This window comes from Mycoplasma leachii PG50 (assembly GCF_000183365.1).
In the GTDB taxonomy this organism is placed as follows: domain Bacteria; phylum Bacillota_I; class Bacilli_A; order Mycoplasmatales; family Mycoplasmataceae; genus Mycoplasma; species Mycoplasma leachii.
Genome location: NC_014751.1, coordinates 504,578 through 531,113, shown reverse-complemented (window position 1 = coordinate 531,113; position 26,536 = coordinate 504,578). Strand labels below are relative to the sequence as shown.

Here is a 26,536-nt window from a genome sequence, read left to right as displayed (position 1 = left end):
TTAAAAATCTTCTAAACTCATAAATTTGTTTTCATCAATATCACTTAAAACCATAATTCAGTTTTCATTATCATCATGAGAACTAATTAATTTAGGGTTTTCTAAAGCTTTTTGATTTCATTTAACTACAGTTGCATCAAGTGGCATTTTTAAATTTAAAATAGCTTTTGAAGCTTCTAAAGCTAAAAAGATATCATCTTCTTTTAAGTGTTTTTTATCTGTATTTTTAAATTGTAAATAAGAAACTGTACCAATATCATCTTGCATTTCTGAAGTCATTCTTAAATAATATTCATTTTTATTATCTATTTTTTCAATAACTAAATATTTAATAACTTTTTTCATATTAACCTTTCATATATAAACTCCAATTTATATTTTATATAAATTATCATTTTAATTTTAAACTTATTTTTATTTACAAATAACAAACTATTTTTAAAATGTGAAAATAAAAACATATTTTCTTTAGAATTAACAAAAAACTAATATGATGTAATAAAATGTTTTTAGAACTATATTAGGAGAATGATATGAATCTAATTTATGATTATAATTACGTATTTAAAAATAATAATAATGATAATGAAAGTATTATTTTTGTTCATGGGTATAATTCTTCACCAAGAACTTTTGAAATATTTGAAAAATATTGAACAAGATCAAATTATTATGCACTACAATTTCCAGGATCAAATCTAGTAAAAGCAGTTAAAGATCATAAAGTAAGTGTTGAAGGTTTTGCTCAATTATTAATTGATTTTATAGAACAAAATCAAATTAAAAATGTGGTTGCTATTGGACATTCTATGGGTGGAGGAGTTATTAGTATTGCTTATAAAATGCGTCCTGATTTATTTAAAAAACTAATTTTTATAACTCCGATGAATAAACCACAACGTGCGCTATATGAAAGATATAAAATTGATTATTTTCCAAAAACATTTGATGAATATATAACAAATACTCTTTCATCTTTATATTATGATCCATCAATTTTAACTTCAAATGAAGAATGAATGAAAAAAGCAAAACAAGAATTTGATCCTTATGTTTATAATAATGAAGTTATTGTTGAACTAGGTCAACCAAAAGATCGTACTTTTGAATTAATAGAACAAGGACTAGATGCTATTAAAATACCAAGTTTATTAATTCTTGGTGAAAAAGATGGTGTAATTTTAAGAGATGAATGTTTAGATTATTTTAAACAGCATGTAAAAAATGTTGAAATGCATTGAATGAAAAAAACTGGTCATATGGTTTTTCAAGAAAACTTTAATGAATTTATTAAAATAGTTGAAAACTTTTTAAACAAAACTAATTAGTATGAAAAAACTAATATATGACTATGACTATGTTTTTAAAGACAATAATAATTCTGATCTAAACATTATTTATGTTCATGGGTTTAACTCATCATATAAAGCTTTTGAAATCTTTGAAAAATATTGAACTAAAACAAATTATTATTCAATTCAATTTCCAGGATCTCAATTAGTAAAACCAGTTAAAGATCATAAAGTAAGTGTTGAAGGTTTTGCTCAATTATTAATTGATTTTATAGAACAAAATCAAATTAAAAATGTGGTTGCTGTTGGTAAATCTATGGGTGGAGGCACATTAGCTATTGCTTATAAAATGCGTCCTGATTTATTTAAAAAACTAATTTTTATAACTCCGATGAACAAAACTCAACTTCCATTATATCCAAGATATAAAATTGATTATTTTCCAAAAACATTTGATGATTATATAAATAACACACTTAGTTCATTATATTATGATCCTTCATTTTTAACTTCAAATAAAGAATGAATGAAAAAAGCAAAGCAAAATTTTAATCCAAAAATGTATGATAATGATTTAATCATTAAATTAGGTACACCTAAAGCTAAAACTTTTCAACTAATTGAAAAAGGGTTAGATTCAATTAATATTCCAACACTATTAATTCTTGGTGAAAAAGATGGTGTGATTTTAAGAGATGAATGTTTAGATTATTTTAAAAAACATGTAAAAAATGTTGAATCATATTGAATTAAAAAAACAGGCCATAGAGTATTTGAAGAAAACTTTGAAGAATTTATTAAAATAGTAGAAAACTTTTTAAAAATAGGTTAAATATGAAAAAAATAATTTATGATTATGACTATATATTTAAAGATAATAATAATGATACAGAAAATGTTATCTTTTGTCATGGTTTTAATGCTTCACTAAATGTTTTTAATATTTTTAAAAATTATTGAACTAAAACAAATTATTATGCACTACAATTTCCAGGTAATAATAAAGTAGAACCAATTAAAGATCACGAAATTTCAGTATTGCAATTTGCAAAACTAGTAGTTGAATTTGTTAAAAATAATAATTTAAAAAATGTTACTTTAATAGGTCATTCTATGGGTGGAGGAACTATTTCACTAGCTTATCAATTAGCTCCTGAATTATTTAAAAAAATAGTTTATGTTTGTCCTATGAATAAAGCTAGTGAAGATGTTAATAATAATTTTTTACATGATTATTTTCCAAAAACATTTGAAGAATTTACAACTGATTTTTTAGGTTCACTATATTATGATCCTTCATTTTTAACTAAAGATCCTAAATGAATGCGATTAGCTAAATGACATTTTTCAGGTAATGATTATAATACTAAAGAATTAACTGATTTAGGAAAAACTTTAGTTTCAAAAGAACTACATGAACAAATTTATCAAGCAATTAAAACTATTAAAATACCTACTTTATTAATTCTTGGTGAAAAAGATGGCGTTGTAAATAGAGAAGCTTGTTTAAAATACTATCAAGACGAAGTTAAAAATGTAATTACTACTTGAATCCCAAAAACTGGTCATATGGTATTTGAAGAAGATTGAGATTCATTTATAAAAATATTAGAACCATTTTTATTAAATAAATAAAAAAGATGATTTCTAACTTAGTTAGATTTAAATCATCTTTTTTTAGTTTTAAAAATAAATCTTTTAAGCTATATTTAATATACAAATTTAAAAAGAAAAAATAATTAAATAAAAAATGCAGGTGTAGAGGAAAATCTGCATTTTTTTATTATTGTTATTGTCTTTTTATTATTTTGGTATTAATTTGTCAAATTTCTTTTAAGCAGTAACTTATATTTTTAAAGTATTATTCAAATAAATGTTTAACTGAATCAATTGTTTTATGTAAAGTTTCACAAGATTTATCAAATTTTTCTTGTTCTTCTTTAGTTAAATCTCATTCAATAATTCTTTCTCAACCATTTGATCCAATAATAGCTGGAACTCCTGTATATAAGTCCTTATTTTTGTATTCACCATTTAATTGAGCACCAACCATTAAAGTAGCTTTTTCGTCTCTTAAAACTGCATTAACTATTTTAGTTAAACAAGCTCCAATTCCATAGAATGTTGCTCTTTTTAAATTAATAATTTTATAAGCCATATCAACAGTATCTTTTTGAATTTGATCTAAATCTTCTAAAGTTAAACAACCACATTTTACATAATCTAAAATAGGTCTTCCCATGATATTTGCTTGAGATCAAATTGCAACTGAAGAATCACCATGTTCTCCAGCAACATAAGCTTGAACTGATTCTGGTTTTACATTTAATTTTTGACCAACTAATCTTCTTAGTCTTGCTGAATCTAAAGTGGTTCCAGATCCAATAACTTTATGCGGATCAAAACCTGTTACTTTTTGATATACATGAGTTATAACATCAACTGGGTTAGAAGCAATTACAGTAATTCCATCAAATCCTGATTTTTTAACTTCTGTTGCAATATTTTTCATAATTTCAGCATTTCCAGCAACCATTTCTAATCTAGTTTCTCCTGGTTTTTGTGGTCTTCCTGCTGTAATTACAACAACATCAGCGTCTTTACAATCTTCATAACTTCCTGCCTTAATTGAAGTAAATGAGTGAGGAATAACTGCTAGTGTATCTGAAAGATCTAAAGCATTTCCTTCAGCTGGTTGTGGAAAAGCATCAATTAATACATAGTGTTCTGCAATCCCTTGATTAATTGCTGCATATAAAAATGATGTTCCAACAGCTCCTGCTCCAATAAGAACAACTTTGTTTGCGGTTTTCTTCATTTTGTTTTTTTCTCCTATCTTCTAGTTTTATTATATAACATCAAAAAAATATTTATAATTTTTTATTTTTACTATTTTTAAAAACTATTTTACCTTCAACTAGTACTTTATTAACATATAAATCATCATCTAAAATTACTAAATCAGCTAATTTATTAACTTCTATACTTCCTACAGTATCAAAAATATTTAATTGTTTTGCTATATTAATAGAAGTCATTTTAATTAAATCAGTCATTTTAATATTACATATCTTTTGAAAAACTCTAACATTATGATCATAAGTTGAACCAGCTCCAGCTAAAGCATTATTATTTTTTAATCTAATTTCTATACCTTTTTTATAAACTTCTAAATTACCTAATTTATATTCACCATCTTTTAAGCCTTTAGCATTCATAGAATCAGTGATAATACATAAATTATCTGCTGTTTTAAAATTGTAAATCATTTTTAAAATTTCTTTATCTAAATGGATTCCATCACTTATAATTTCACATAAAACATCTTTATGATTAAAACTAGCAACAACTAAACCAGGATTATGTTGATCAACTCCACTCATTCCATTAAATAAATGAGTAATATGTCTAACACCTAATAAATAAGGTTGTTTAAATTGATTTGCTTTTAAATTAGAATGACCAATACTTGGAATAATTTGATTATTAATTAAAAATTGAGTATAAGTTCCATCATCTAATTCACTAGCATAAGTAACTATTTTTAAACTATTATTAGATAATTTATTTCATTTTTTAGTTAAATTAATATCTGGATTTAATAACAAGTTTTCTTGATGAGCACCTTTTTTAAATTTAGAAATAAAAGGTCCTTCTAAATGAGCTCCTAAACACTTAGCTTTACCATTATTTAATTTTATAAATTCTCCAAATTCTTTATAAATTTGGTTGTTTTTTTTAACACTATTAGTTACACTTGTTTGAATGTATCTAGTAACTCCTTCTTTTATTATGTTATCTGCAAAATATTTAAATCTATTTTTATTTCCAGTTTCAAAATCAACTCCATACCCACCATGAACATGACAATCTATAAATCCTGGTAATAATCATTGATTTTTTAAATTAATTCCATTATTTTTTTTATAATCAGATCCAATTTCAACTATTTTTTTATCTTTAATAATCAAATAACCATTATTAATAATTTTATTTTCTAAAACAATTTTGGCATTTTTTAATATCATAATTACCTCTATAAATTTATAATATTACTTTTTCTAACTAAATAATTAAATTGTTAAATTATCATATCTTTAAAGTGTTAATATATAAGTATTATGAAATTTAACATTAAACATAAATTTAAAAATAGTAGATTTACTAATTGAAAATGATATTTTCAATTAGCTGTTATGTTGTTATCTGCTATTACTTTAATCAATGCTTTTTTTAATGGTATTTTAAATGAACAATGATATTTTGAATCAGTTAATTCTTTTCAACCTAAAAGATTAATTAATTATGATATTTTATTAAGTTTTTTTTCAGTTCAAGTAAGTATCATAACAACTATTTATTTATTAATTGTTGTAATTAATTATAAAAATGTAAATTCAAATATTAATACTCAAAGAACTAGAAATATTGTTTTAAATTGAAATTTATTAGATTTTATGATTTTTTGAATCGGAATTGTTGGTTTTAAAAATACAATTGCAGGACAAATTGCTTCTTTAACAAAAACTCAAATCTTTTCAACTGTTATTACTCATTTTATAGTTCCATTATTGTTATTATTTATTTACTTATTTGAATCAGGTAATAATAAGTATGAAATTAAAAGATTTTATAAAAATATAAAAGAGTTATTTTGAGTTTATTCTTATCCATTTTTTTACACACTTTTTGTTTTAATGAGAGCTCAAATTTATTTAAAAGATAAAAATATTGATAATTTTATTTATCCTTATGAATTTTTAGATTTTACAACACCATATATAGGACATTCTAAAATTGGTTATTTAATATTAATTTGAATAATATTTGTTATTTGATTAACATTAAATCATTTAATTATTTTATTAATTAATAACTTGATATTTAAAATTAAAAATAAGAAAAAAGAAAAAATCGTAACTTCAAATTAGTTACGATTTTTTTAATCTTCTATAAAAGGATTTTTCGAATTATTTTTAGTTTTTGTTTTATTATCTTTATTAGTTTGATTTTTTATTATAACTTGTTTGTTTAAATTATTATTTTGTTGTTTTAATTGTTGTTGTTTTTGATATTCTTGTTTATATAATAAAATTTGTTCATTTAGTCTTGATAAAGTTTCAAAAATACTACTTAATATTATACAAATAAAAAATATAATAATAATTATATAAAATGAGATTTTAATAGCACTACTATTATTTACTAATAAACCTATTAGTAAGTAAATAATAGTTAAAATAAAACTAAACATATATAAACTTAAACTAGTATATAAATAAATAATTTCTTTTTTAACATATTTATAATTACTAGATTTTTGTTTTTTAATTCGATTAATTATATAAATTAGTAAAGAAATAAATGCTAGTATTAATAAAATTATTTCTAAACTAATAAAAGGAATTAAACTAGTAAAAATAGGTCTGTCTTTTGTAAATTGAATAAAGGTTAGTAAAATACAAATTGCTAAAACAACACTACTAATTGTTGCTAAATGTTTTAATAATTTGTAAGTTTTATAATTAATTTTATTTTCCATATGATTATTTTATTCTAATAGTATTTTTGTTTTTTGGTTTAAAGATTTTATTATATATAATATAAAAAACAACTAAAGTTAAATTAATTCCAATAACTCCAATAATAAAAATAAAATATAAAGTTCAGTTTTTATTTTTATTAACAACAATATTTCCTTGATATAAATTTGCTTGTTGATGATTTGCTCAAAAATTTAAACTTGAAAATGTATTTTTATTAAGTTTTTCTTGATAAGAGTTTAAAGCTAAAAAACTATCTAATACATGTCCAAACTCATGATTTAATGTTTGAAATCGATTGTTTGAAGCAAATCAAGATCTATTATACTGAAATTGATTTTCAGTTTTATTAAAACTATCTGCTTTAATCAAAACATAACTATAAGAAGATGAATTAGTATTTTTTGAAAAACTTGTACTAGTTATTCCCTTAATTTTTGAATCATGAATAGTATTATTAAGTCTAAATTGGTTATCATTAGTTAAAATTAAATTAACAAAAATCTTATCTAAATTATTATGAGTAACTTTTTGTAAAGTGTTAAATAAATGAACTGTATTAGCTTTTAGTTCTTCTAAATCAAAATAATCAGAATCTAAATGACTAGGAATTGCTTGTCAAATATTTTCAAAATTTTTCTTTATTTGAATAGCACTATTGTTTCCAAAATTAAATTTTGATTTTTCTTTTCAATAAGTATCTAGTTCATCAAAATTATTAAAAAATTGTTGATCATTATTTTTATTAATAATATTTTTTGGTTTATACAAGTTTAGTTTCATATAATCTAAAAAAATCTCTATATTTTCTTTATAATAATTTAAAAATTTTGTAACACTTAAAATGTTTTTATTTTTATTTAACAAATCTAAATTATTAATTTGAGCTGTAAAAATATTATTATAAATGTAATTAATAGTATCATAAACATACTGAACACTATTATAACCATATTGTGGAATGCTATTTCTAAACCTTTCAAAACCTAAATTTGTATATCCTAAATCTAAATGAGTTAACCTATCATAGCTAATATCTAAATTAGTTTGAGGTTCTAATTCATATTTATAAAAAACATCAGTTTCATTATCAATCACATTTTTAATTTTTTTTCAATTTATAGTTTTATCATTTGAAGTTAAAATTCCAATATTTTGTTGTTTTAATTTATAAAAAGTTTTAGTAAAAAAATGTTCTAATAAATACCAAGTTAGATTTTTTTGTTTTTCATTAGATGAAACATATCTACTAAATGATTCAGCAAAAAACTCTTCAGGTGATGTTGAACCATATTCTGAAGTTACTAAAATACTTGATAAAATTGCGTGTTTAAATTCTTCAGATTGCTGTTCAGTAATATAATAATTAGAATAATATCTTTGTTTTGTTTTTGCTTTAAAAAACATTTCAAAATTGGCTAATAGATTATCTGTAAATTGGTTAAAACTTTTATTAGTTTTTGCAGTTGAGTGTTTGTATAAAAAGTATCTTAAAGCTTTTCCACCTCATAAAAATTCTTTTTGTGTTTGAGTTTTATTATCATCATTAAATTGAGTATTATAAGTTAAATTAACTTGGTTTTGATTTTTATTATTAATAAAAAATAAGCTAGTAAAAAATATTAGAATTATTAAAAAATAACTAAGAACTTTTTTCATAACACTAGACTTTCTATAACTTAAAAATTATAGCAAAAATTACTTATATAAATTATTTAATAATAAATATTGATTTTTTACTAAGTTTATACAAGTATATTTTTATATAAACTATAATATTAAATGTAATAAGAAAAAGTAGGATTAAATTTATGGCAAAAAAAGAAGTTAAACAATATTTAACTGATGTTTTGATTAATAAAATTGATTATTATGTTTCTATTAAAAAATTTGATTTTGATACTATTAAAGAAATGCTAGCAATTGATTTAATAGATTATGAACCTTATATGATTCAAACTATTGATAAGTATATTAAATACATTATTTGACTAGATCAAAAAAATAAAAATAAATCTGAAGCTTTTTTAAAGTTTTTAAATAAATATCAACAAGAACAACTAGAAGAAGTTGAATCAAATGAAGATTTAGAAAGTCAAAATAACAATGATAAAAAAAATGATGATAACTTATTAGATTATCAGCAAAGAAAAAAACATCAGACTTGATTAGATCAATATTTTAGAAAACAAAAAGCTAAATATCATGTTTATGATTACTCGTCATTAGATGATTTAAAAAATAATTTTGATCAAAATTTAAATGATGAAATTGTTAAATCAAATGATGATTATCAAAATGATGAACAAATTGTAAATAAAGACTTTAATTTAACTAATTTAATCACTAATGATAGTACTTTTTATCAAACTTCAACAATTAGTTTAAATGATCTAAAAACAAATGATGATCTTTTAAATGAACAAGATGAAAAAATAATAAAACTTGATCAAAATATGGATAAACAAGAAATTGAATTAGATCCAGAAGAATTTGGAACAGCTACTATTAATTTTGATAAATTAACTTATCAAGATGAACAACAAGAAAATCAAGTTATTAAAACTAGTCAAATAAAAGATGATGAAATCAAACTAAGTTTAGATGAAGACGATTTAACAAAAGATTCATGAATTGAAGAAAAAGATTTAACTAATGAATTGATTAAAGATAAAAATTTAACAAATGATAATTGAATTGAAGATGATAGTAAAGAAATTAAAAATAGTTTAGATCAAAAATTAATTAGTGAACATATAGTTGAAAAACCAAATGAATTAATTGATAATGATGAAGTTGAAAAATTAGATAAATACTTATGAATTGAAAAAAATCAATTAAATAAAGATGATTTGAATACAAAAGATAAGCTAAATAATAAACAACAAACTAAAATTAAAAACAAAGAAATTAAATTAGAACAAAATAATGATTCTTGTTTAAAAACAACTACAAATAATTGTTGTTATGAATGTAATCAAAATGAAGAGCAATTAAAAAATGTTTGTAAAAGCAAAGATAATTGTCAGTGTAATTTAACTGATTGTAAATGTCAAAACTCTTGTAGTCAAAATCAAACAGATTTAAATAAAATAGAAATTAATCAAGAAAAAAATGAACATAATTTAAAAACTTCAAATAATAAAATTTGAACAATAAATCCTGAAAGTAATTTAAATATACATAATAATGAAAAAGATTTTTTAGAATCTAAATCTAATCAAATAACTAATCAAGATCAAAAGTATTTATCAAAAGATATAACTAGTAATTTAAATAATACTAAACAACAAGTTTTAAATTCTAATAACAATAAAGAAGTTTCAAAAGTTATAGAATTAAATAAGCCTGTTAAACTATATCAACAAGTTAAATGAAATGATAAAAATTATTATGTTGTTGGAATTAAACTTAAAAAAGATGTTTTTGGACATGAAACACCTGTTTTGAAATTAGAATCTTTAAATAAACCATATGAAATTATAGAAGTAAAATTTATCAAAAAATACTAGAACAATAAAGGCTTGGAAGTTATCCAAGCCTTTATTTTTATTATTTATTTTAATGTTGTAGATGATAAATCTTTAGTAAGTAAGTCTTTTAATTTAGTAAAAATTTCTTCAGTTTCTTCTTCAAATATTTTTTTGTATTCAGCTAAATATTTTTTGTAATCACTAATTATATCTTTAACTCTTTTATCATCTTCTTCAGTTGCTTCTTTTGTAATTTCATTAGATTCTTTTATTAGATCTTTTTTAGGATCACTATTAAAAACAATTCCAACAATTTCTTCTTTTTTGCCATTCATTTCAATTTCAGAAACTCAAATAGAATCTTCTTCATTTTCTGAATTTGTAATATTACCTAATAAATCACCAACAAAAAAAGGAGATGTAAAATTAATTAGTTTTTCTTTGAAGTTTTCTATTGTTTTTTTAACATCTTTATTATTTTCAACAATAATTTCATCTAAAAGTTTTACTGCATCTTTTGATATTTCATCTTTATTTTTAATCATTTCTTCTTCACCATTATCTGTTAAATCTATTATTTGATTTATCAATTTACTGGCTTCTTCTTTTGTTTTATCACTAAGAACTGATTTAAATTCTTCTTTTTTTTCTTTAGATTTTTCCTTATCATCTTTTTCCTTAGTGTCAGTAGTTTTTTGTTCGCTTCTAGTTCCACCACATGCAATTACAGCAGCACTTGTAGTTGCAATTAAAGTAACTGAACCTAACAAGGTTAGTAGTTTTTTCATAAATGTTTCCTTTCTAAAATAACCGGTTAATTAGCTACATATTTATGAATTTTATATAGCCAGAAACATTATATATATATATATATATATATATATATATAATGTCAAGCTTTTAAGGATATATGATAAATAATTAATTCAATCAGGATGCTCATACTTTTGTAGTTTAATCTAATAGTTATTTAATTACTAAAAAACAAAGAAAAAGATTAAAAATCTTTATTTTTATATCAAGTTAAGATATAATTATTTTTGTATTGAATTGGAGTTGAAAAAGTTAATGGCAAGTGTTATTGTTCATGATGGAGAAACAATTGAAAAAGCATTAAAACGCTTTCAAAAAGTTGCTTCATCAAATAAAGCAGAAGCTAGAAAACGTGAATACCACTTAAGCAAAAAAGAAAAACGTATTTACAAACAAAAACAAAACCGTAAATACAAATAGTGGTTAATAATTTATAATTAAGAGTCTTTATTAAGACTCTTTTTTTATACACTTTTTTAAAAATAGTTAATTTAAAAAAATTTTCTAATACTATATTGAGGTGATATTATGAATGATTATATCAATGCTTTTTTACATAAAATAGATGACAAATTTTTATATTTAGAATTAAATAATTTGGGTTATAGATATTTGTATTTAAAAAGAGATCTTAAAAATTTTAAATTAAGTGAAAATAATAAAATTTATATAGCAACTAATGTGATTGATAATCTTTTTAAATGTTATGGTTTTTATAATCAACTAGTAAGAGATCTTTTTGAAATTTTAATAAATATTAATACAATTGGAGAAAAAACTGCTTTTTTAATTTTAGAAAACTACAGTTATGAAGAATTAATTGATATTTTTAAAAATGCTAAGACTGATAAAATTTTACAACTTAAAGGAATAGGAAGTTATACAGCAAGACTAATTATAAATAGTGTTCAAAAAGAGTTATTTAATAATAAAATAAGCGAAAAGAAAAATAAAGTAATTACAAGCTTAGAAAAATTAGGCTATAAAACAAAAGATATTTATAAAATCATCATTAATATTGATGAAGATTTAACTATAGATGAACTAACAAAATATGTTTTAGAAAAACTAAGTTATATAAATAATTAAAATTTATTAAAGGTGACAAAAGTGTATGTTTAGACCTGAGAAATGAGAAGAATATATTGGACAAAATAATATTTTAGATAATTTGAAAGTTTTTATTAAATCTGCAAAAAAGCAAAATAAAGTTGTTGATCATATTTTTATTTATGGTCCTAGTGGATATGGAAAAACTAGTTTAGCTTATTTACTAGCAAAACAACTAAAAACAAATATTAGAATTTTAAATGGTTCTAATTTACAAAAAGCTAGTGATATTATTTCAATTTTAACTAGTATTAAAGAAAAAGATGTATTGTTTATTGATGAAATTCATGCAGTTAATAAAGAAATATTAGAAATTATTTATCCAGTTTTAGAAGAAAATAAACTAAATATCATTATTGGTAAAGACTATAATTCTAAAGTTGTAAACATTGATTTACCTAAATTTACAATAGTTTGTGCTACTACTGAAATTAATAAAATGCCTATACCTTTATTAAATAGATTTCCAATTAATTTCACAATGCAAGAATATAATTTAGAAGATATGAGTAAAATTGTTGAATTATATTGTAATAAGTTTCAAATTAAACTTGATCAAGATATCTACTTATATTTAGCTAGTTTTTGTAGAAAAACACCAAGAATTGCTATTAATTTAATTAAAAGAATTAAAGATCATATCATTTGTGATAATCCTAAAAAAATCGATATTCATTATATTAAAAAAGTATTAGAAAAGCTAGAAATTTATGAACTAGGTTTAACAGTAACTGAAATTAATTATTTAAAAATGATTGCTAAAAATAAAAGAATTGGATTAGATAATATTGCACATTTACTAAATACAACTCCTTTAATTATTGCAAATAATATTGAACCTTTTTTAATAAGAGAAAATTTAATTATTAGAACAATTAAAGGAAGAGAAATTACTTATAAAGGTTTAAAATATATTGAAGATTTTTAAAAATTTTAATCTGAAAAACTTTTAATATTAATTAATTATTATTTTAAAATTTATTTAAGTTTAAGATTTTTAAACTATTTTTATCAAATAAAAAAAGAGGTTAGTTATGGAAAAATTTGATGTAGTTGTTCTAGGAGCAGGACCTGGTGGATATAGTTTAGCAAATATTTTAAGTATTAATAAACTAAAAGTTGCTTTAATTGAAAAAGAAGACTTGGGTGGAACTTGTATAAATAAAGGATGTATTCCTACTAAAACATTAATTAAATCAGCTAAAGTTCTTGAATTAGTTAAAAATGCAAAAAACTATGGAGTTTTTACAAATGATATTAAATATGATATTAAAAAAATTCAACAAAGAAGACTAGAAAATAAGACATTTTTTAATAGTAGCATTCAAAAACAACTAGATTTAAACAATGTTAAATTTTTTAAAGGTTTTGGAGAAGTTTTAGATCAAAATAGTATTAAAATAAATGAACAAATTATTTATTTTGATAAACTAGTTTTAGCAACTGGTTCTAGATCTAAAGTTATTAATTTTCAAGGAATAGAAGAATCAATAAAAAACGGATATTTAATTAATTCAGATCAAGCTTTATACTTAGAAAGTGTTCCAAAATCAATGGTAATTATTGGAGATGGATCCATTTCATTAGAATTTGCTTATTTTTATAATACTTTAGGTGTTGAAGTTACCATTTTAACTAATGTTGATTTTTTATCTCGATTTGATATGGATATTCAAAAAAGTGTTAAGCAATATTTTGACTTAAAAAATATCAGAGTTATTGATAGAGTAAATATTAAAAGAATTGATCTTGATAAAGTTTATTATGATGATAATAACTTTGTTCAAGCAGAAAAAATTCTTTTAGCTGTTGGTAGACAAGCTAATAATGAATCATTTAAAAATCTTGATATTAAAAAAGATAAAAATGGTTTTGTTTTAGTAGATGACTTAATGAAAACAAATTTTAATAATATTTATGCAATTGGTGATATAACTGGTTTAACTTTACTATCTTCTGTAGCTTATAAAACAGGTGATATTGTTGCTAGAAATATTTTAAAGTATAATGACTCTGAAAAATTTTATAAAAATCTTGTTCCTTGAGCAATTTATTTAAACCCAGAAATTGCTGGAGTTGGTTTGACTGAACAACAATTAATTGAACAAAAAATAGAATTTGAATCACTTATAATTAATTCAAAAGCACTTCCAAGAGCTCATGCAGATGGAATTGTTGCAGATTATTCTTTTATTAAATTTTTAATTGACAAACAAACTGATCAAATTTTGGGTTGTTTTATGATGATAGAAACTGCTAATATATTAATTAATCAAATTGCTTTATTTATGCAACAAAAATTAACTTTTACTCAATTACAAAGATCAGTTTATACACATCCAACTATTGCTGAAGCACTATATTATTCTTCAAGAATTAAAGGAATAAAGTCAAAATAATAAAATAAAAAGACTTATAGAGTAGTTCTATAAGTTATAAATAAAAAATTATTCAGTTTTAAATTTAATCATATATTCTGAAATAAAAGGATTTAAACCAATTAAAAAATCAATTTTAATTAATTCTTTAATGATTTTGTAAAGAACTAGAATTTTTTTTACTACTTCCTTCTAAAAAACTAGTAATAAATTGATCAGAAAATATGCTTTTTTTGGTTTCAAAAATAGAAAAGAGCTGGTCAATTAATGTCTTTTTAATAGAAATGTCTTTAGTTTCTTGAATTTGACTAATTAAAGTTAAAATTTCATCAATATTTTCTTCAAAACCACTAATATGTAATTCTTTTATTTTTTCTATAAGACTATTTAATAAATTATCATATAAATAATAAATATCATCATAACTAGTGTTACTTATTAGTTCATCTTCACCTAATTTAGGAAATAAACTTTCTAAATCAATAATTAAATTAAAAGATAAAGAATAAACATTAATATCAGTCATTAAAGTTAAGATTTTAGATAAATCTTCAACAATTTCTGTTGGATTAGACTCTGGTGTGCTTTTAAAAAGTTCAAGTGGATTTATTTTGTTTTCAGTTATAAAATTTTCTTTTTTAGTTTTTAAAAACTCTTTTAATTCTTCTCAATTATTTAAATCTAAAAGAGTCAAAACTAAATCTCTAGTTTTTTTATTACAAGTTTCTAATAGTGGTTTGACTTTAGCTTTAGTATAAATCTTGACTTTCAACTTATTTGCTTTTTCTTTTTTAGCTATATTTGTTTCTTCTTCTAAAATACTATATATTAAATGTTGTTGTACTGTAATAAAAAAGAACTGTTTAACAGTAATATTATTTATCATATTTGCCTTTTCGTATTTTAATAATATATTAAATATCTTATTTTGATATTATTATAAATAGAAAAGATGATAAAGATGAATTTTAATAAAATTATCGTTGAAAATGAAAAATATTATTTAAATAAATATCAATATTTTTATATTAATAAAAAAGAAATAACTAAAATATTAAAACAAATAAGTTGACCTGCGATTATTGTTGATACTGAGTTTTTTAACAAAAGTCATAATAAAGAAGAATTACAACCAACTTTATATAATGATAATGAAAAAGATTGTAAATTTGGTTTATATTTTACAATACTCATTTGCAAAAAACTTAGAAGAAATTTATAACAGAATTAACCGTAAAGCAATTAAGTCACTATCTATAAAAAGAAATTATAATGATAAAACTTATGATTTTTTTAAACAATATAATTTGTTAAAAAAAAGTTTTATTAATATGTGTATTAATAAAAATATAAAAACAATTATTTTTGCAGGTCAAAGTAATGATAAAAAAATTATCGAATCTTGAATTAATCAAAATAAAAGTTTATTAAAAAATAAAAAATCTGATTTATTTATATTAGATAAAACTACTAATGAATATAAAATTAATAGTTTAGATATTTATCAGGTATTAAATCATTTATCATTTGTTAATTTAGATAATAAAAATCAACAATTTTATAACCCTAAAAATATTCAAAAAGGTTGAATGGGAGAAAATACAATTACTATTCCTAGTTTAAGAAAATTTATTGATTATGCTAAAGATATTTTTAATGATAATAATTTAATTGATACTGAAGATATTTATTTAAGCTGTTGCAATGCTTTAAAATTATTTTCATTAAATAAAATGGATTTAGATGAGTTTAAAATATTAAATAAAAGTATTAATTTAGCTAAAACTCATTGTTTTAATGATGTATTAAAGATTTTATATTTTATTGAGTTTATTTATGCTTTTTCTAGATTTAAAAACACTAATAATAAATATATTAAAAAAGATTAGGAGTTTTTATGAAATCATGTTTAGGTTGTGGAAGTTTATTACAAACTACAAATAAATTAGAGCAAGGTTATGTTAATGATTCTGAACACGCTTATTGTTTAAGATGTTTTAAAATCAAAAATTACAATCAACTAGTTGATAGTGAAATTAATGATAAAGAGTTTATTAATAAAATTTCAACTTTAATTAAAGAAAATAAAAATAATAATTTAGTCTTTTATTATGTTTTAGATATTTTTGATTTATTTGGGTCAAGAATTTTAGAAATAGAAAATTTGATTAAAGACTTTAAAGTAATTTTAGTAGTTAATAAAATAGATCTACTACCAAAATCTATCAAACTAGAAAAAATCAGAAATTATATTAATAATATTTTTAAAAATAGTTTTTTAAAAAATGTTGAGATTTTTTTAACTAGCGCTAATAAGATCAACTTAGTTGAGCCTTTATTAAATAAAGTAATTAAAAATAATAAAAACCAACAATACTTTATTGGGGCAAGTAATGTTGGTAAATCTAGTTTAATTAATAAAATGCTAGAAATAAATCAATTAATTCCAAGTATAGTTGTTTCAAAATTTTTTAATACTACTTTAGATTTTATTAAAATTCAACTAGATACAAATACAACTATTTTTGATAGTGCTGGAGTCAGTAGAAAAAACAGTATTGCTAATTTAATGAATAAAAGATTTCAAAGTTATTGTTATTTTAAAAAAGAAATACAACAATTCACTTATCAATTAACAAATAATAATTCTATTTTCTTTTCTGGAGTATGTTGATTTGATTATATAAGTTCAAATAACCAAAAAACTAGTTTTCATATTTATACAAATAAAGAAATTAATTTACATAGAACTAATACTAAAAATGTTATAAGATATTGAAATAATAATAGAAAAAACTTAATTCCATATATAAACAATAGTGAAAAAATTCAAGTTTATGAATTTAAATTTACAAAAGAACATTTAAACAATTGATATGATATTTCAATATCTGGATTAGGGTGAATTAATTTTAAAGTTGAAACTGAAATGATTATTAAAATTAATATTCCATCAGATGAAAAAACTGTACTAGTTAGTTTAAATGAACCTTTAATTTAAACCAGTTATTAGCTAGATTTTTTTTAAATCTTTAGCTTTAAAAATAACTGGTTTTTTAAATTTTTTATTAATATCAAAAATCATATTTTCTATTTTTAAAGCATTATCTATTTGATTTTTATCAACTTTGGTTTGATTTTCAATATCAAGTTGTACTCAATTTTGATTTTTATGAATTAGTTTGCTAACACCTACTCCAATTAACAAAATTCCTTTATTTTGTTCATATAAACTATAAAAACAATCTAATGCACTATTATAGATTTTTTCAAAATCATTAGTATGGTTTTTTAAAGTAATTTGTTTGTGTCTACTTGCTAAGTTTTTTTGTTTATCAAAAAGTTTTTCATCAATTTTATATCTAATTTTAATTTCAATAGTTTTACATAATAATTGATTTTTGTGTAATTTATATGAAATAAATTTAGATAAATTTAAAATAATAGTTTCTATTTCATCATATTGATAAATTGGTGTATTTAAAGTTGTTTCTTTTGAAATACTTTTATAATCATTTGATAAATAATTAATATAATCACTACCTAAACCTAAAGCTTCTTTTTTTAAAGCTAGACCTTTTTTATTTAATAATTGATAAACTTCAACATCACTTAATAAAGCTAAATCTTTAATAGTTTTAATTTTTGTATTATTTAAAAGTTTAGCTGCTGATTGACCAAAACCATACATTTTATTAATTGAAATAGGCCAAATGCTATCTTTAAAATTACTAGTTGTTGTTAAAGTAATTCCGTTTGGTTTATCTAAACTAGTTGACATTTTAGCACTAAATCTATTAAACCCAATTCCAATTGAACAAGTTAGATTAAATTGATCATAAATATCTTTTTGAATATTTTTAGCTAGTATAAGTACACTTGTATTTTTAACTAAATCACTTACATCTAAATAAGCTTCATCAATTGAAGCAACTTCAATTTTATTAGTATAATTATTTTTTATAAAATCTCAAATTTGATATGAAATATTATTAATAAAAATCATATCTGGTTTAACACTTATAATTTGAGGATAAAGTTTTTTTGCTTTAAATAAAGGCATAGCTGCTTTAATATTATATTTTCTAGCCTCATAACTAGCTGTTGAAATAATAGATTTATCAAAACTATTAGAAATTACTACAGGTTTATTTTTTAATTCAGGATGTTTTAGCTGCATACAACTTGCAAAAAAAGCATCCATATCTATATGAATAATAGTTTTGTTAAACATCTTTCTCCTATGTTGTATAATTAGTACTAAAAGTAGATATATAAATTATAAATTTAAAATATAATAAATATTAAAACTACTATTTAAATAAAAAACTTAGAATTATAAAATTAATTTACAATTTTAATTTAAATTACTAATAAGATTATGAACAAAACTAATAAAAAAATTATTTTATTATTACAATCAATAATAATATCTGTTGTTATTTTTTTTATATTTTTAAAAACAAATCAAAATATTAACATAACTTATGTTAATAAAATGATTACTAATACTTCAAATAATACTAATTTATCAAAAGAAAATAGATCATATTATTCTTTAAGAGATGATTATATTTTATTTAATCAATATCAATATAATACTGGGTTGTGTTGAGATTTTAGTGCTACAAAATCATTAGAAACTTCATTAATGATTAATAATAATGAAATGTATGATTTATCAGAAGCAAGCATTTCAATTAATCAAAAAGATCTAATTGGTGGTGGTGCTTGGTTTTTTGATTATGATCAACTAATTAAAGAAAATGGAATTGCTTTTGAATCTGATTTTAAGCTTGGTGATTTATATTATGTACCAAATAAAGGTGAATATAAAACTTGATTACAAAAAATATATAATTCTAAAAACATTAAATCATTTAGAGATCAAGTAAAAGATGTTAGATTTAATAGATACGATCTTTTAAATATAAAAAAACATATAGTAAATAATGGTTCATTATTTGTTCCAATTAAAAACTATGCTACTAAAGAAAATCAAAACTACAAACATATTAGTATAAAAACTAATAATAAAACTAAAGTTCATGAACTAATTTATACTAGTAAAATAAATACACATGCTGTAAGTATTATTGGGTGAGATGATCAATATTTAGCTAGTGATAATTCTAAAGGGGCTTTTATTGTTTTAAATAGTGATGGTTATTATAGTAATAATGATGGGATAAATTTTTTACCTTATAATTCTAAAGCAATTATTAATGATTTAAATGGGTACGAATATATTGGTGATAAATTATTAATTTCAAAAAGTAATAATAATTTTAATAACGAATTTTCTAATTATTACAATACAAAAAATTATGGTCAAAAAAACTATAGTTCAAAAGCAAAAAACACAAATATTTTTAATACAACTCAAGATGTAAAAATAGAATATCAAATTAATAATAATCTTGCTAAACTCTATAATATTAATGCTTATGTTTATTTAAATGATCTTGATGTTTCTGATTTATTTAAAATAAATTCTGATCAAAATAAAATAACTATTCAAAGTAAAGATAAATTAAAATCTGGTAGTTATACAGTTAAACTAATCTATCAATATAGTTTATTAAAAGATAAAACAAATACAATAAAAGTTAAACATGAACATAGACAAATTTATCTTTTAGATCAAACAAATACAATTTCAGCTAACTCATATTGAGATTATAATAACAAACAACATTTAGTTTTTCATAACTATAATAGTTTTGTTGCAAATGACAATTTACCTGTAATTCTTATAGATAAAAATAATAATCTTAATTTTGAATACAAACCTCTTTATCTTTATAGTGATAAAAAAGATAAAATAAGCTATAAAATAAATCAAAAAGATATCTTAAAACCTGAAAATATTTTAAATAAAGATCAAAATGAATTTCAATTAGATATAGATAAATATGTAGATAATAAAAAAATAGCTTCAAATAAGTATCAATTTTATAGACTAGATAATAATATTAATTATTATTTTGCAAAAATTTATTTAACAAATAATACTAAAATTAAAAATTTAGCTAATGAAATTCCTTTTTTTAAAAATAGTTATTTTGATAAAAAGTATTTAGACACACCTACAAATAATAATTTAAAGTTTTTAAAATATGTATATATAAATAAAAACGGAGAAGAACAAGATCTATTATTTGATCAATCTAAAAATAAGTACTATATATCATATGAAATTATAAATAGTTTAAAAACTAATGTATTAAATTTAAATTATATAGGTAATAAACATAAAACTAATAATCAAACATATAATACACCAATTATTATTAAACCTGTATTTAAAGAAGAAGAACCAATTTTAATAATAAATAATATTAAAAAAGACTATTTAACAAATCAAAAAATTAATGATGAATTTGATATTAAAATAATAAATAATAACCAAATAAAACATATAAAACCAAATGTAAAAATTAAAAATATTAATAATGAATATATTGATACAATAAAATATAATGACAATAAAATTATTTTAGAATTTGAATATGATAACAAAACATATAATCTTGATTTTCATATCAATCCTGTAAAAAGAATAATAAATATCAAACCTAAACTAGAAAATACATTTATATATGATAAAAACTACCACAAACTAGAATTTGATACACCAATTGATAAAAATATTATAAAAATAACTAATAATGAACATATTAATTCAGGAAACTATATAACAATATTAGAAATTATTGATACTAATTATGTATTTAATAATAATAAAAACAAATTAGAATTTAAATGATCAATAAAACCAAAAAAGGTTTCAGAATCATCAATTATAAATAAAGATAAATTAATATTTGATAATAAAGTTTTATACTCATATGATAATAAAGTATTTAAAGAATATCATTCACTTGATAAATTAGAAATTCCTTTTAATAAAATAGTTTATTTTAAATATAAAGATGATCTTAATCATGATTCTTCTTCAATAATTAAAATTAATCTTGAAAAATATAACTTACAAAAAAATAAAAGTAAAAATATTTTAATTATAGTTTTACCAATAATTTTACCTATTAATTTAATAACTATAATTACAATAATCATAATTATAATTAAAAACAAAAATAAAAAACATATCAAATAAATAATTAGATATAAAAAAGCGTTACTTTTTTTAGTAACGCTTTTTAAATAATACTTATTTTGTTTTTTATTAAGTAATTTTAATTTAATAAGTCTTTAATTTTTGAAGCAACTATATCAATAGCTACATCATTTCCTTTTTTAAATGGTATTACAATATCTGCATAATCAATAGTTTGTTCTATAAAAAGATCATGCATAGGTTTAACATCAGTTAAGTATTGATCAATAACACTTTCAATAGTTCTATTACGCTCTTTTATATCTCTGACTAATCTTCTAATAAATCTTAAATCATCAGGAGTTTTTACAAATATTTTAATATCTCCAAGTTCGCGTAATTTTTCAAAATGTAATGAAAAGATGCCATCAACTATAATAACATCACTAGCTTTAATTAGTTTTTCTTTATTTGTTCTAATATGTTTTTTATAATCATAAGTTGGAACAAAAATATCATGTCTTTTTAAAAGTTGTTTTAAATCTTTAATTAAAAGATCAATATCAATTGAATTTGGGTGATCAAAATTAATATGGTTTCTTTGCTCTAAAGATAAGTTAGTAAAATCTTTATAGTAATTATCCATTGAAATATGTTCTACAGATTTATCTTTTAAAATCTCATTAGCTATTTTACTAGCAATAGTTGTTTTTCCACTAGCACTACCACCAGCTATTAAAATAATGCTAACTTTTTTACTCATATTTCTCCTTAATAATCATTATTTTATTTATCTGTATTTAGTTTATTCTTTTTATTTAGTTTAATTTTAAAAATATTAGAATAATTTTGACAAACTATACCAACTACAGTTAAATATAAAACAATAATTCCAATATGTGATCCAATAGCGCCTATTTTATTAACCATAAAAAATATGATTGCTAAAAATAATAAAACTATAGTAATAACAAAAATTACAAAATTAGTTATAAATAAAATTTTTTCTACTTTTCTAGTTTGTTTAACAAAAGTTAGTAAAAAAGGAATAACTAATAATAATGAACTTAAAACAATTCCACTTACAGCTAAACCATAAGCAGGATTAACTCTACCTAGTAAGTGTAGTTGAGCATTATGACCATAACCAAATGATTCATTTGCAATTATAACGATCATAAACATATAAATTATAGTTAATAAATTAAATAAATATTTTTTCATCATATCTCTTTCTTTTTAATATCTATATATAAAAAATAAAAACATCAGATCCAATTTATTCAGTTAGTAAAACAATAGCTTTAGTATAAATTTCTAACATTTTTTTTAGATCATCAATTTTAACATACTCATTGTAAGCATGCATTGTTGAATTTTCAATATCAAATTCTGCACCAAAAGCTACAACATTAGGCATAGCTTTAGCATATGTTCCACCACCAATAGCTATAGGTTTTGCCTTGTAGTCTTGAGTTACTTCTTGATAAACTTTCATAATTTTTTTAATTAAATCAGAATCTTGATGAACATACAAACTATTATCAATCTTTTTAACTTCTAAAGATAAATTAATTTTTTCTAAATACTTAGTTAATGTTGGAATGAAAATTTGATTTGGATTAGTGAATACAGGGATTCTAAAATTTAAACAAATTTTAGAATCTTTATTTTTAATTTGAATAATTCCAACGTTTTGAGTAAGTTCACCAGTCTCATCAGAAATATCACCAAAAACATTTTTTAGATTAAAGTCTAAATGTACATCATTAGCTAAATAATCTATAATTTTATGATGAACATCATTTTCATACATACTTTTAGCTAATCAAGTTGCTGCATTAATTCCATATCAAGGTAAACTACCATGCCCGGCTTTTCCTTGAACAATTAACTTATCATTTTCAATTTTAGTTGTTATATCATTTTTATTTAGATATTCTTGTATTTCTTTAATTTTTGGTCCTTTATATCAAACAGTGTCACAAACTACATTATAAGCAGCTCCACCACTAATTTGAATATCAGTTTCTTCATTAGAAACAATATCTAAATCAGCAATTCATTTTTCAGCATAAACAACAGGAAATTCACCATCTGGAGTATATCCTAAATCAGCAATCCCATGATCTTTAACATAAGTTTCAATTGAATCTCATGTAGTTTCTTCAGTTAATCCAAAAATTAGTCTAATTTTATATTTTGAAGATATATAATTATGATCCTTTAAATATTTTAGGGCAAATAAATTCATCATAGCAGGACCTTTATCATCAAAAGTTCCTCTTCCAATTAATTTATTATCTTTGATAATTGGTGTGAAAGGATCAGTAACTCATTGTTCAATATTTCCTGGTGGAACTACATCTAAGTGAGCTAAAATTACAAATAATTTCTCTCCAGTTCCATAATCAACAAATCCGTATTTATTATTAATATCTTTATAAGTTTGAAAACCTAAATTATTAGCTAGATCAATTACATAATCTAATACCTCTTTACAACCTTTTCCATAAGGAGCATCTTTTGTTGGAGCAGTTAAAAAAGAAGGAATAGACACAACTTTCATTGTTTCATTTAATGCTTGATCAAAATATTTAGATATTAATTCTTTTTCATCGACTTTCATAATATGCACTCCTAATATAATAATATAATAAATCAAATATAATAATCATTTATCATCTTAGCTATAAATATAGTTAAATTATTTATCTTAAAAAAAGACTATATATTATAGTCTAAATAAAAAAAACAAAATTAAAATATTTGTTCATATAAATTTATTTTAAAATATCGTTTCAATATTTAACAATTAAATGTAATCTAGTTATAGCAGTTCCAACAACAACACTATGTATTCCTAAATTTAAAATTTCTTTTGCTTGTTGTGGAGTTCATATTCCACCTTCAGCAATAATTGGTTTTGTAATTACTTTTTTTAAATCTCTTAAAAATTGATAATCATTTTCTAAATTGTTATGTCCTTTTGTTTGGCTTGTACAACCTCTTAAAGTCGAACCTATTAAATCAAATCCTAAATTCTGAGCATTAATAGCATCTTCTACACTAGAACAATCAGCCATTAATAATTGATTAGGATATTTTGTTTTAATTGTTTTAACTAAAGTTGTTAAATCTTGATCAGGTCTAGTTCTTAAAGTAGCATCAAGAGCAATAATGTCTACTTTTAAATCAACTAATTGATCTACTTCTTTAATTGTTGGAGTAATAAAAACTTCACTATTGTCATAACGTTTTTTAATTAAACCAATAATTGGAACATCTACAACTTTCTTAACTGCTTTAATATGTTCAACTTGACTTAATCTTAATACTTTAGATCCGCCTAAAACTAGTGCATAAGCCATTTTGCTTAAAACATAACTATCATTTAAAGGTTCATCATCGATTGCTTGACAAGAAACAATTAATGTATTTTTAATTTGATTAATTAAATCCATATTAACCCTTCTTAAAAAATAAATAACTTTCTAAATTATTATAAAACAAAACCTCTAATTTAATTAGAGGTTATAAATTCTAATTTTTAAAATGTTTATCAACTAATAAATGTAAAACTCCTAAAATACCAGAGTCATTTTTATTTAAAGTGTATTTTATTTGTATTGTATTAATATTATAAAATATAAATTCTTTTTTAAATTTAGCATTTATTAATTCTAAAATTTGTTCACCACAATAACTAAATCCACCACCAATATAAATTACTTCTGGAGATAATAAATAAGAAATTGTGCATAATAAATTAACTAATTTATCTAAATAAATATCTATTTGTTCTTTATAAAAATCATTTTGATTATATAAAGTTCAAATATCACTAGAATTATAATTATGCTTTTGTTGATTTAATTTTTCAATAAATTTAGATCAAGATAATTCTGTATCAAGAATTTTATTTGAATTTTTAATTGCTCCAATTTCTCCAGCTATACCATTATTTCCTAAAAAAAGTTTTTCATTTAAAATGATCCCCATACCAACTCCAGTTCCTAGAGTTAGTGTGATACTATTTTTAATTTCTTTATCATTAACATATTCAATATAACTAGCACTATTAGCATCATTAATAATTTCAATTGGAACTAAATTTTTATAATTAATTAAAAAATCTTTTATATAAGTTTTTAAGTCAAAATTAGAATAATTTTTAATATTTTGATTTGCAAATTTAATCACTCCGTTTTTATCAACAACTCCAGCAGTCGCTATTCCTATACCATCAAGTGGTAAATTAGAACTGATAATATCAATTAATTGTTTAATTAATTCATCTTTTATAGGAATAGTTTTAATACTATTAATAAATATAGGTTTTAAATCTTGATTAAAGACACCATATTTTATAGAAGTTCCACCAATATCAATAGATAAATATTTTTTTATATTAGTCATATAAAATTTTAAAAACTATTTTAGTAATTTCATTAAAATTAGCTTTGATTTTTGGTGAATGTGCATCTGTTGAAAAAAATAAAGAAAAACTTTGATCATTTTGATAAATTGTTTTTGTAGCTTTTGTTTTATATAAATAAACATCATCTTTTTGGTTATATAAAACTTGTTCATTTAAATCATTTACAAACTCATGACCAATATATTCATCTCCACTAATAATAATGTGAAGGTCTAAATATTTATCATGTGATTCAAAAATAGCATCATTTATATCTAGTGTTTTTGTAGTAAATTTATTATAAAATAGTTTATCATTTATAACATTAATTCCATTTTTAAGAGATTTTAAATCATGTTCTTGAATGAACTTAATAGCTAAATCAATATTTTTATGAATATTTAAATATCTATTTAAATTAGAAATTTTGTCGTAAATCATTTTTTC

The 26,536-nt window shown here is 20.7% G+C and carries 25 protein-coding genes and 1 pseudogene; 12 read left to right on the top strand and 14 right to left on the bottom strand.

What is annotated here, in order from left to right; translation table 4 throughout:
- On the bottom strand, positions 1–345 hold the full coding sequence (locus tag MSB_RS02230; RefSeq protein WP_013447748.1) for a glycine cleavage system protein H: 345 nt from the start codon (positions 343–345) through the stop codon (positions 1–3).
- Between the two features lie 188 nt (positions 346–533).
- On the opposite strand from MSB_RS02230, the gene MSB_RS02225 reads away from it, so the two are divergent.
- Genes MSB_RS02225 through MSB_RS02215 form a run of 3 tightly spaced genes read left to right on the top strand, consistent with a single transcriptional unit; the run spans position 534 to position 2,927 of the window.
- The gene (locus MSB_RS02225; protein WP_013447747.1) at positions 534–1,328 is read left to right on the top strand and encodes an alpha/beta fold hydrolase; all 795 of its coding nucleotides are present in this window, start codon (positions 534–536) and stop codon (positions 1,326–1,328) included.
- Between the two features lies 1 nt (position 1,329).
- On the top strand, positions 1,330–2,124 hold the full coding sequence (locus MSB_RS02220) for an alpha/beta fold hydrolase (protein WP_013447746.1): 795 nt from the start codon (positions 1,330–1,332) through the stop codon (positions 2,122–2,124).
- 2 nt (positions 2,125–2,126) lie between these two features.
- Positions 2,127–2,927, top strand: a complete 801-nt coding sequence (locus MSB_RS02215; protein WP_013447745.1) for an alpha/beta fold hydrolase — start codon at positions 2,127–2,129, stop codon at positions 2,925–2,927.
- 226 nt (positions 2,928–3,153) lie between these two features.
- Here the strand turns inward: MSB_RS02215 and MSB_RS02210 are convergent, their stop codons facing one another.
- Together MSB_RS02210 and nagA are read right to left on the bottom strand one after the other, a co-directional pair.
- Positions 3,154–4,110, bottom strand: coding sequence for an L-lactate dehydrogenase (locus MSB_RS02210; protein ID WP_013447744.1), 957 nt, complete (start codon positions 4,108–4,110; stop codon positions 3,154–3,156).
- A gap of 52 nt (positions 4,111–4,162) precedes the next feature.
- Complete coding sequence (gene nagA, locus MSB_RS02205; protein ID WP_013447743.1) at positions 4,163–5,320, bottom strand: N-acetylglucosamine-6-phosphate deacetylase; 1,158 nt, start codon at positions 5,318–5,320, stop codon at positions 4,163–4,165.
- A gap of 93 nt (positions 5,321–5,413) precedes the next feature.
- Here nagA and MSB_RS02200 point away from each other — a divergent pair, with 93 nt between their 5' ends.
- A complete protein-coding gene (locus tag MSB_RS02200; RefSeq protein WP_013447742.1) occupies positions 5,414–6,223 on the top strand; it encodes a hypothetical protein in 810 nt (269 codons plus the stop codon).
- A gap of 11 nt (positions 6,224–6,234) precedes the next feature.
- On the opposite strand, the gene MSB_RS02195 is transcribed toward MSB_RS02200, so the two are convergent.
- Both MSB_RS02195 and MSB_RS02190 read right to left on the bottom strand, forming a co-directional pair.
- Positions 6,235–6,834, bottom strand: coding sequence for an MFS transporter (locus MSB_RS02195; RefSeq protein ID WP_013447741.1), 600 nt, complete (start codon positions 6,832–6,834; stop codon positions 6,235–6,237).
- A 4-nt stretch (positions 6,835–6,838) separates the two neighbouring features.
- Entirely contained in the window at positions 6,839–8,494 is a 1,656-nt protein-coding gene (locus MSB_RS02190; protein WP_013447740.1) for a hypothetical protein, read from the bottom strand.
- A 152-nt stretch (positions 8,495–8,646) separates the two neighbouring features.
- Here MSB_RS02190 and MSB_RS02185 point away from each other — a divergent pair, with 152 nt between their 5' ends.
- On the top strand, positions 8,647–10,347 hold the full coding sequence (locus MSB_RS02185) for a hypothetical protein (protein ID WP_013447739.1): 1,701 nt from the start codon (positions 8,647–8,649) through the stop codon (positions 10,345–10,347).
- A gap of 44 nt (positions 10,348–10,391) precedes the next feature.
- Here MSB_RS02185 and MSB_RS02180 read toward each other — a convergent pair whose 3' ends face one another.
- Complete coding sequence (locus tag MSB_RS02180) at positions 10,392–11,096, bottom strand: lipoprotein (protein ID WP_013447738.1); 705 nt, start codon at positions 11,094–11,096, stop codon at positions 10,392–10,394.
- A gap of 280 nt (positions 11,097–11,376) precedes the next feature.
- Between MSB_RS02180 and rpsU the strand changes: the two genes are divergently transcribed.
- The 4 genes from rpsU to MSB_RS02160 all read left to right on the top strand — a co-directional run bounded on the left by rpsU (position 11,377) and on the right by MSB_RS02160 (position 14,630).
- Positions 11,377–11,541, top strand: coding sequence for a 30S ribosomal protein S21 (gene rpsU / locus MSB_RS02175; RefSeq protein WP_008362785.1), 165 nt, complete (start codon positions 11,377–11,379; stop codon positions 11,539–11,541).
- A gap of 108 nt (positions 11,542–11,649) precedes the next feature.
- A complete protein-coding gene (ruvA, locus tag MSB_RS02170) occupies positions 11,650–12,210 on the top strand; it encodes a Holliday junction branch migration protein RuvA (protein ID WP_013447737.1) in 561 nt (186 codons plus the stop codon).
- A 25-nt stretch (positions 12,211–12,235) separates the two neighbouring features.
- Positions 12,236–13,159: a Holliday junction branch migration DNA helicase RuvB gene (ruvB, locus tag MSB_RS02165; RefSeq protein WP_013447736.1), complete on the top strand. Its 924-nt coding sequence runs from the start codon at positions 12,236–12,238 to the stop codon at positions 13,157–13,159.
- A 106-nt stretch (positions 13,160–13,265) separates the two neighbouring features.
- A complete protein-coding gene (locus tag MSB_RS02160) occupies positions 13,266–14,630 on the top strand; it encodes a dihydrolipoyl dehydrogenase (protein ID WP_013447735.1) in 1,365 nt (454 codons plus the stop codon).
- 127 nt (positions 14,631–14,757) lie between these two features.
- Here MSB_RS02160 and MSB_RS02155 read toward each other — a convergent pair whose 3' ends face one another.
- Positions 14,758–15,495 carry a hypothetical protein gene (locus MSB_RS02155; protein ID WP_013447734.1) on the bottom strand — a complete coding sequence of 246 codons (738 nt, stop codon included), beginning with the start codon at positions 15,493–15,495 and terminating at the stop codon, positions 14,758–14,760.
- A 75-nt stretch (positions 15,496–15,570) separates the two neighbouring features.
- On the opposite strand from MSB_RS02155, the pseudogene MSB_RS02145 reads away from it, so the two are divergent.
- Both MSB_RS02145 and yqeH read left to right on the top strand, forming a co-directional pair.
- Positions 15,571–16,498, top strand: a pseudogene (locus tag MSB_RS02145) (hypothetical protein).
- An 8-nt stretch (positions 16,499–16,506) separates the two neighbouring features.
- Positions 16,507–17,610, top strand: a complete 1,104-nt coding sequence (gene yqeH, locus MSB_RS02140) for a ribosome biogenesis GTPase YqeH (RefSeq protein ID WP_013447731.1) — start codon at positions 16,507–16,509, stop codon at positions 17,608–17,610.
- A 12-nt stretch (positions 17,611–17,622) separates the two neighbouring features.
- On the opposite strand, the gene MSB_RS02135 is transcribed toward yqeH, so the two are convergent.
- Positions 17,623–18,843, bottom strand: a complete 1,221-nt coding sequence (locus MSB_RS02135) for a Y-family DNA polymerase (protein WP_013447730.1) — start codon at positions 18,841–18,843, stop codon at positions 17,623–17,625.
- Between the two features lie 147 nt (positions 18,844–18,990).
- On the opposite strand from MSB_RS02135, the gene MSB_RS02130 reads away from it, so the two are divergent.
- Positions 18,991–21,729 (top strand): C1 family peptidase, encoded by a 2,739-nt coding sequence (locus MSB_RS02130; RefSeq protein WP_013447729.1) that lies wholly within the window; start codon positions 18,991–18,993, stop codon positions 21,727–21,729.
- Between the two features lie 79 nt (positions 21,730–21,808).
- Here the strand turns inward: MSB_RS02130 and udk are convergent, their stop codons facing one another.
- From udk to MSB_RS02100, 6 genes are all read right to left on the bottom strand, one after another.
- Complete coding sequence (gene udk / locus MSB_RS02125) at positions 21,809–22,432, bottom strand: uridine kinase (RefSeq protein ID WP_013447728.1); 624 nt, start codon at positions 22,430–22,432, stop codon at positions 21,809–21,811.
- A 23-nt stretch (positions 22,433–22,455) separates the two neighbouring features.
- Positions 22,456–22,896: a hypothetical protein gene (locus MSB_RS02120; RefSeq protein WP_014584380.1), complete on the bottom strand. Its 441-nt coding sequence runs from the start codon at positions 22,894–22,896 to the stop codon at positions 22,456–22,458.
- Between the two features lie 52 nt (positions 22,897–22,948).
- Positions 22,949–24,298 (bottom strand): M20 family metallopeptidase, encoded by a 1,350-nt coding sequence (locus MSB_RS02115; RefSeq protein WP_013447726.1) that lies wholly within the window; start codon positions 24,296–24,298, stop codon positions 22,949–22,951.
- Positions 24,299–24,452: 154 nt separating this feature from the next.
- A complete protein-coding gene (locus MSB_RS02110; RefSeq protein ID WP_013447725.1) occupies positions 24,453–25,133 on the bottom strand; it encodes an N-acetylmannosamine-6-phosphate 2-epimerase in 681 nt (226 codons plus the stop codon).
- A 79-nt stretch (positions 25,134–25,212) separates the two neighbouring features.
- Positions 25,213–26,088 (bottom strand): ROK family protein, encoded by an 876-nt coding sequence (locus tag MSB_RS02105; protein WP_013447724.1) that lies wholly within the window; start codon positions 26,086–26,088, stop codon positions 25,213–25,215.
- Positions 26,081–26,530, bottom strand: coding sequence for a YhcH/YjgK/YiaL family protein (locus MSB_RS02100; protein ID WP_013447723.1), 450 nt, complete (start codon positions 26,528–26,530; stop codon positions 26,081–26,083). The genes MSB_RS02105 and MSB_RS02100 overlap by 8 nt, the downstream gene beginning before the upstream one ends.
- Between the last annotated feature and the right edge of the window lie 6 nt (positions 26,531–26,536).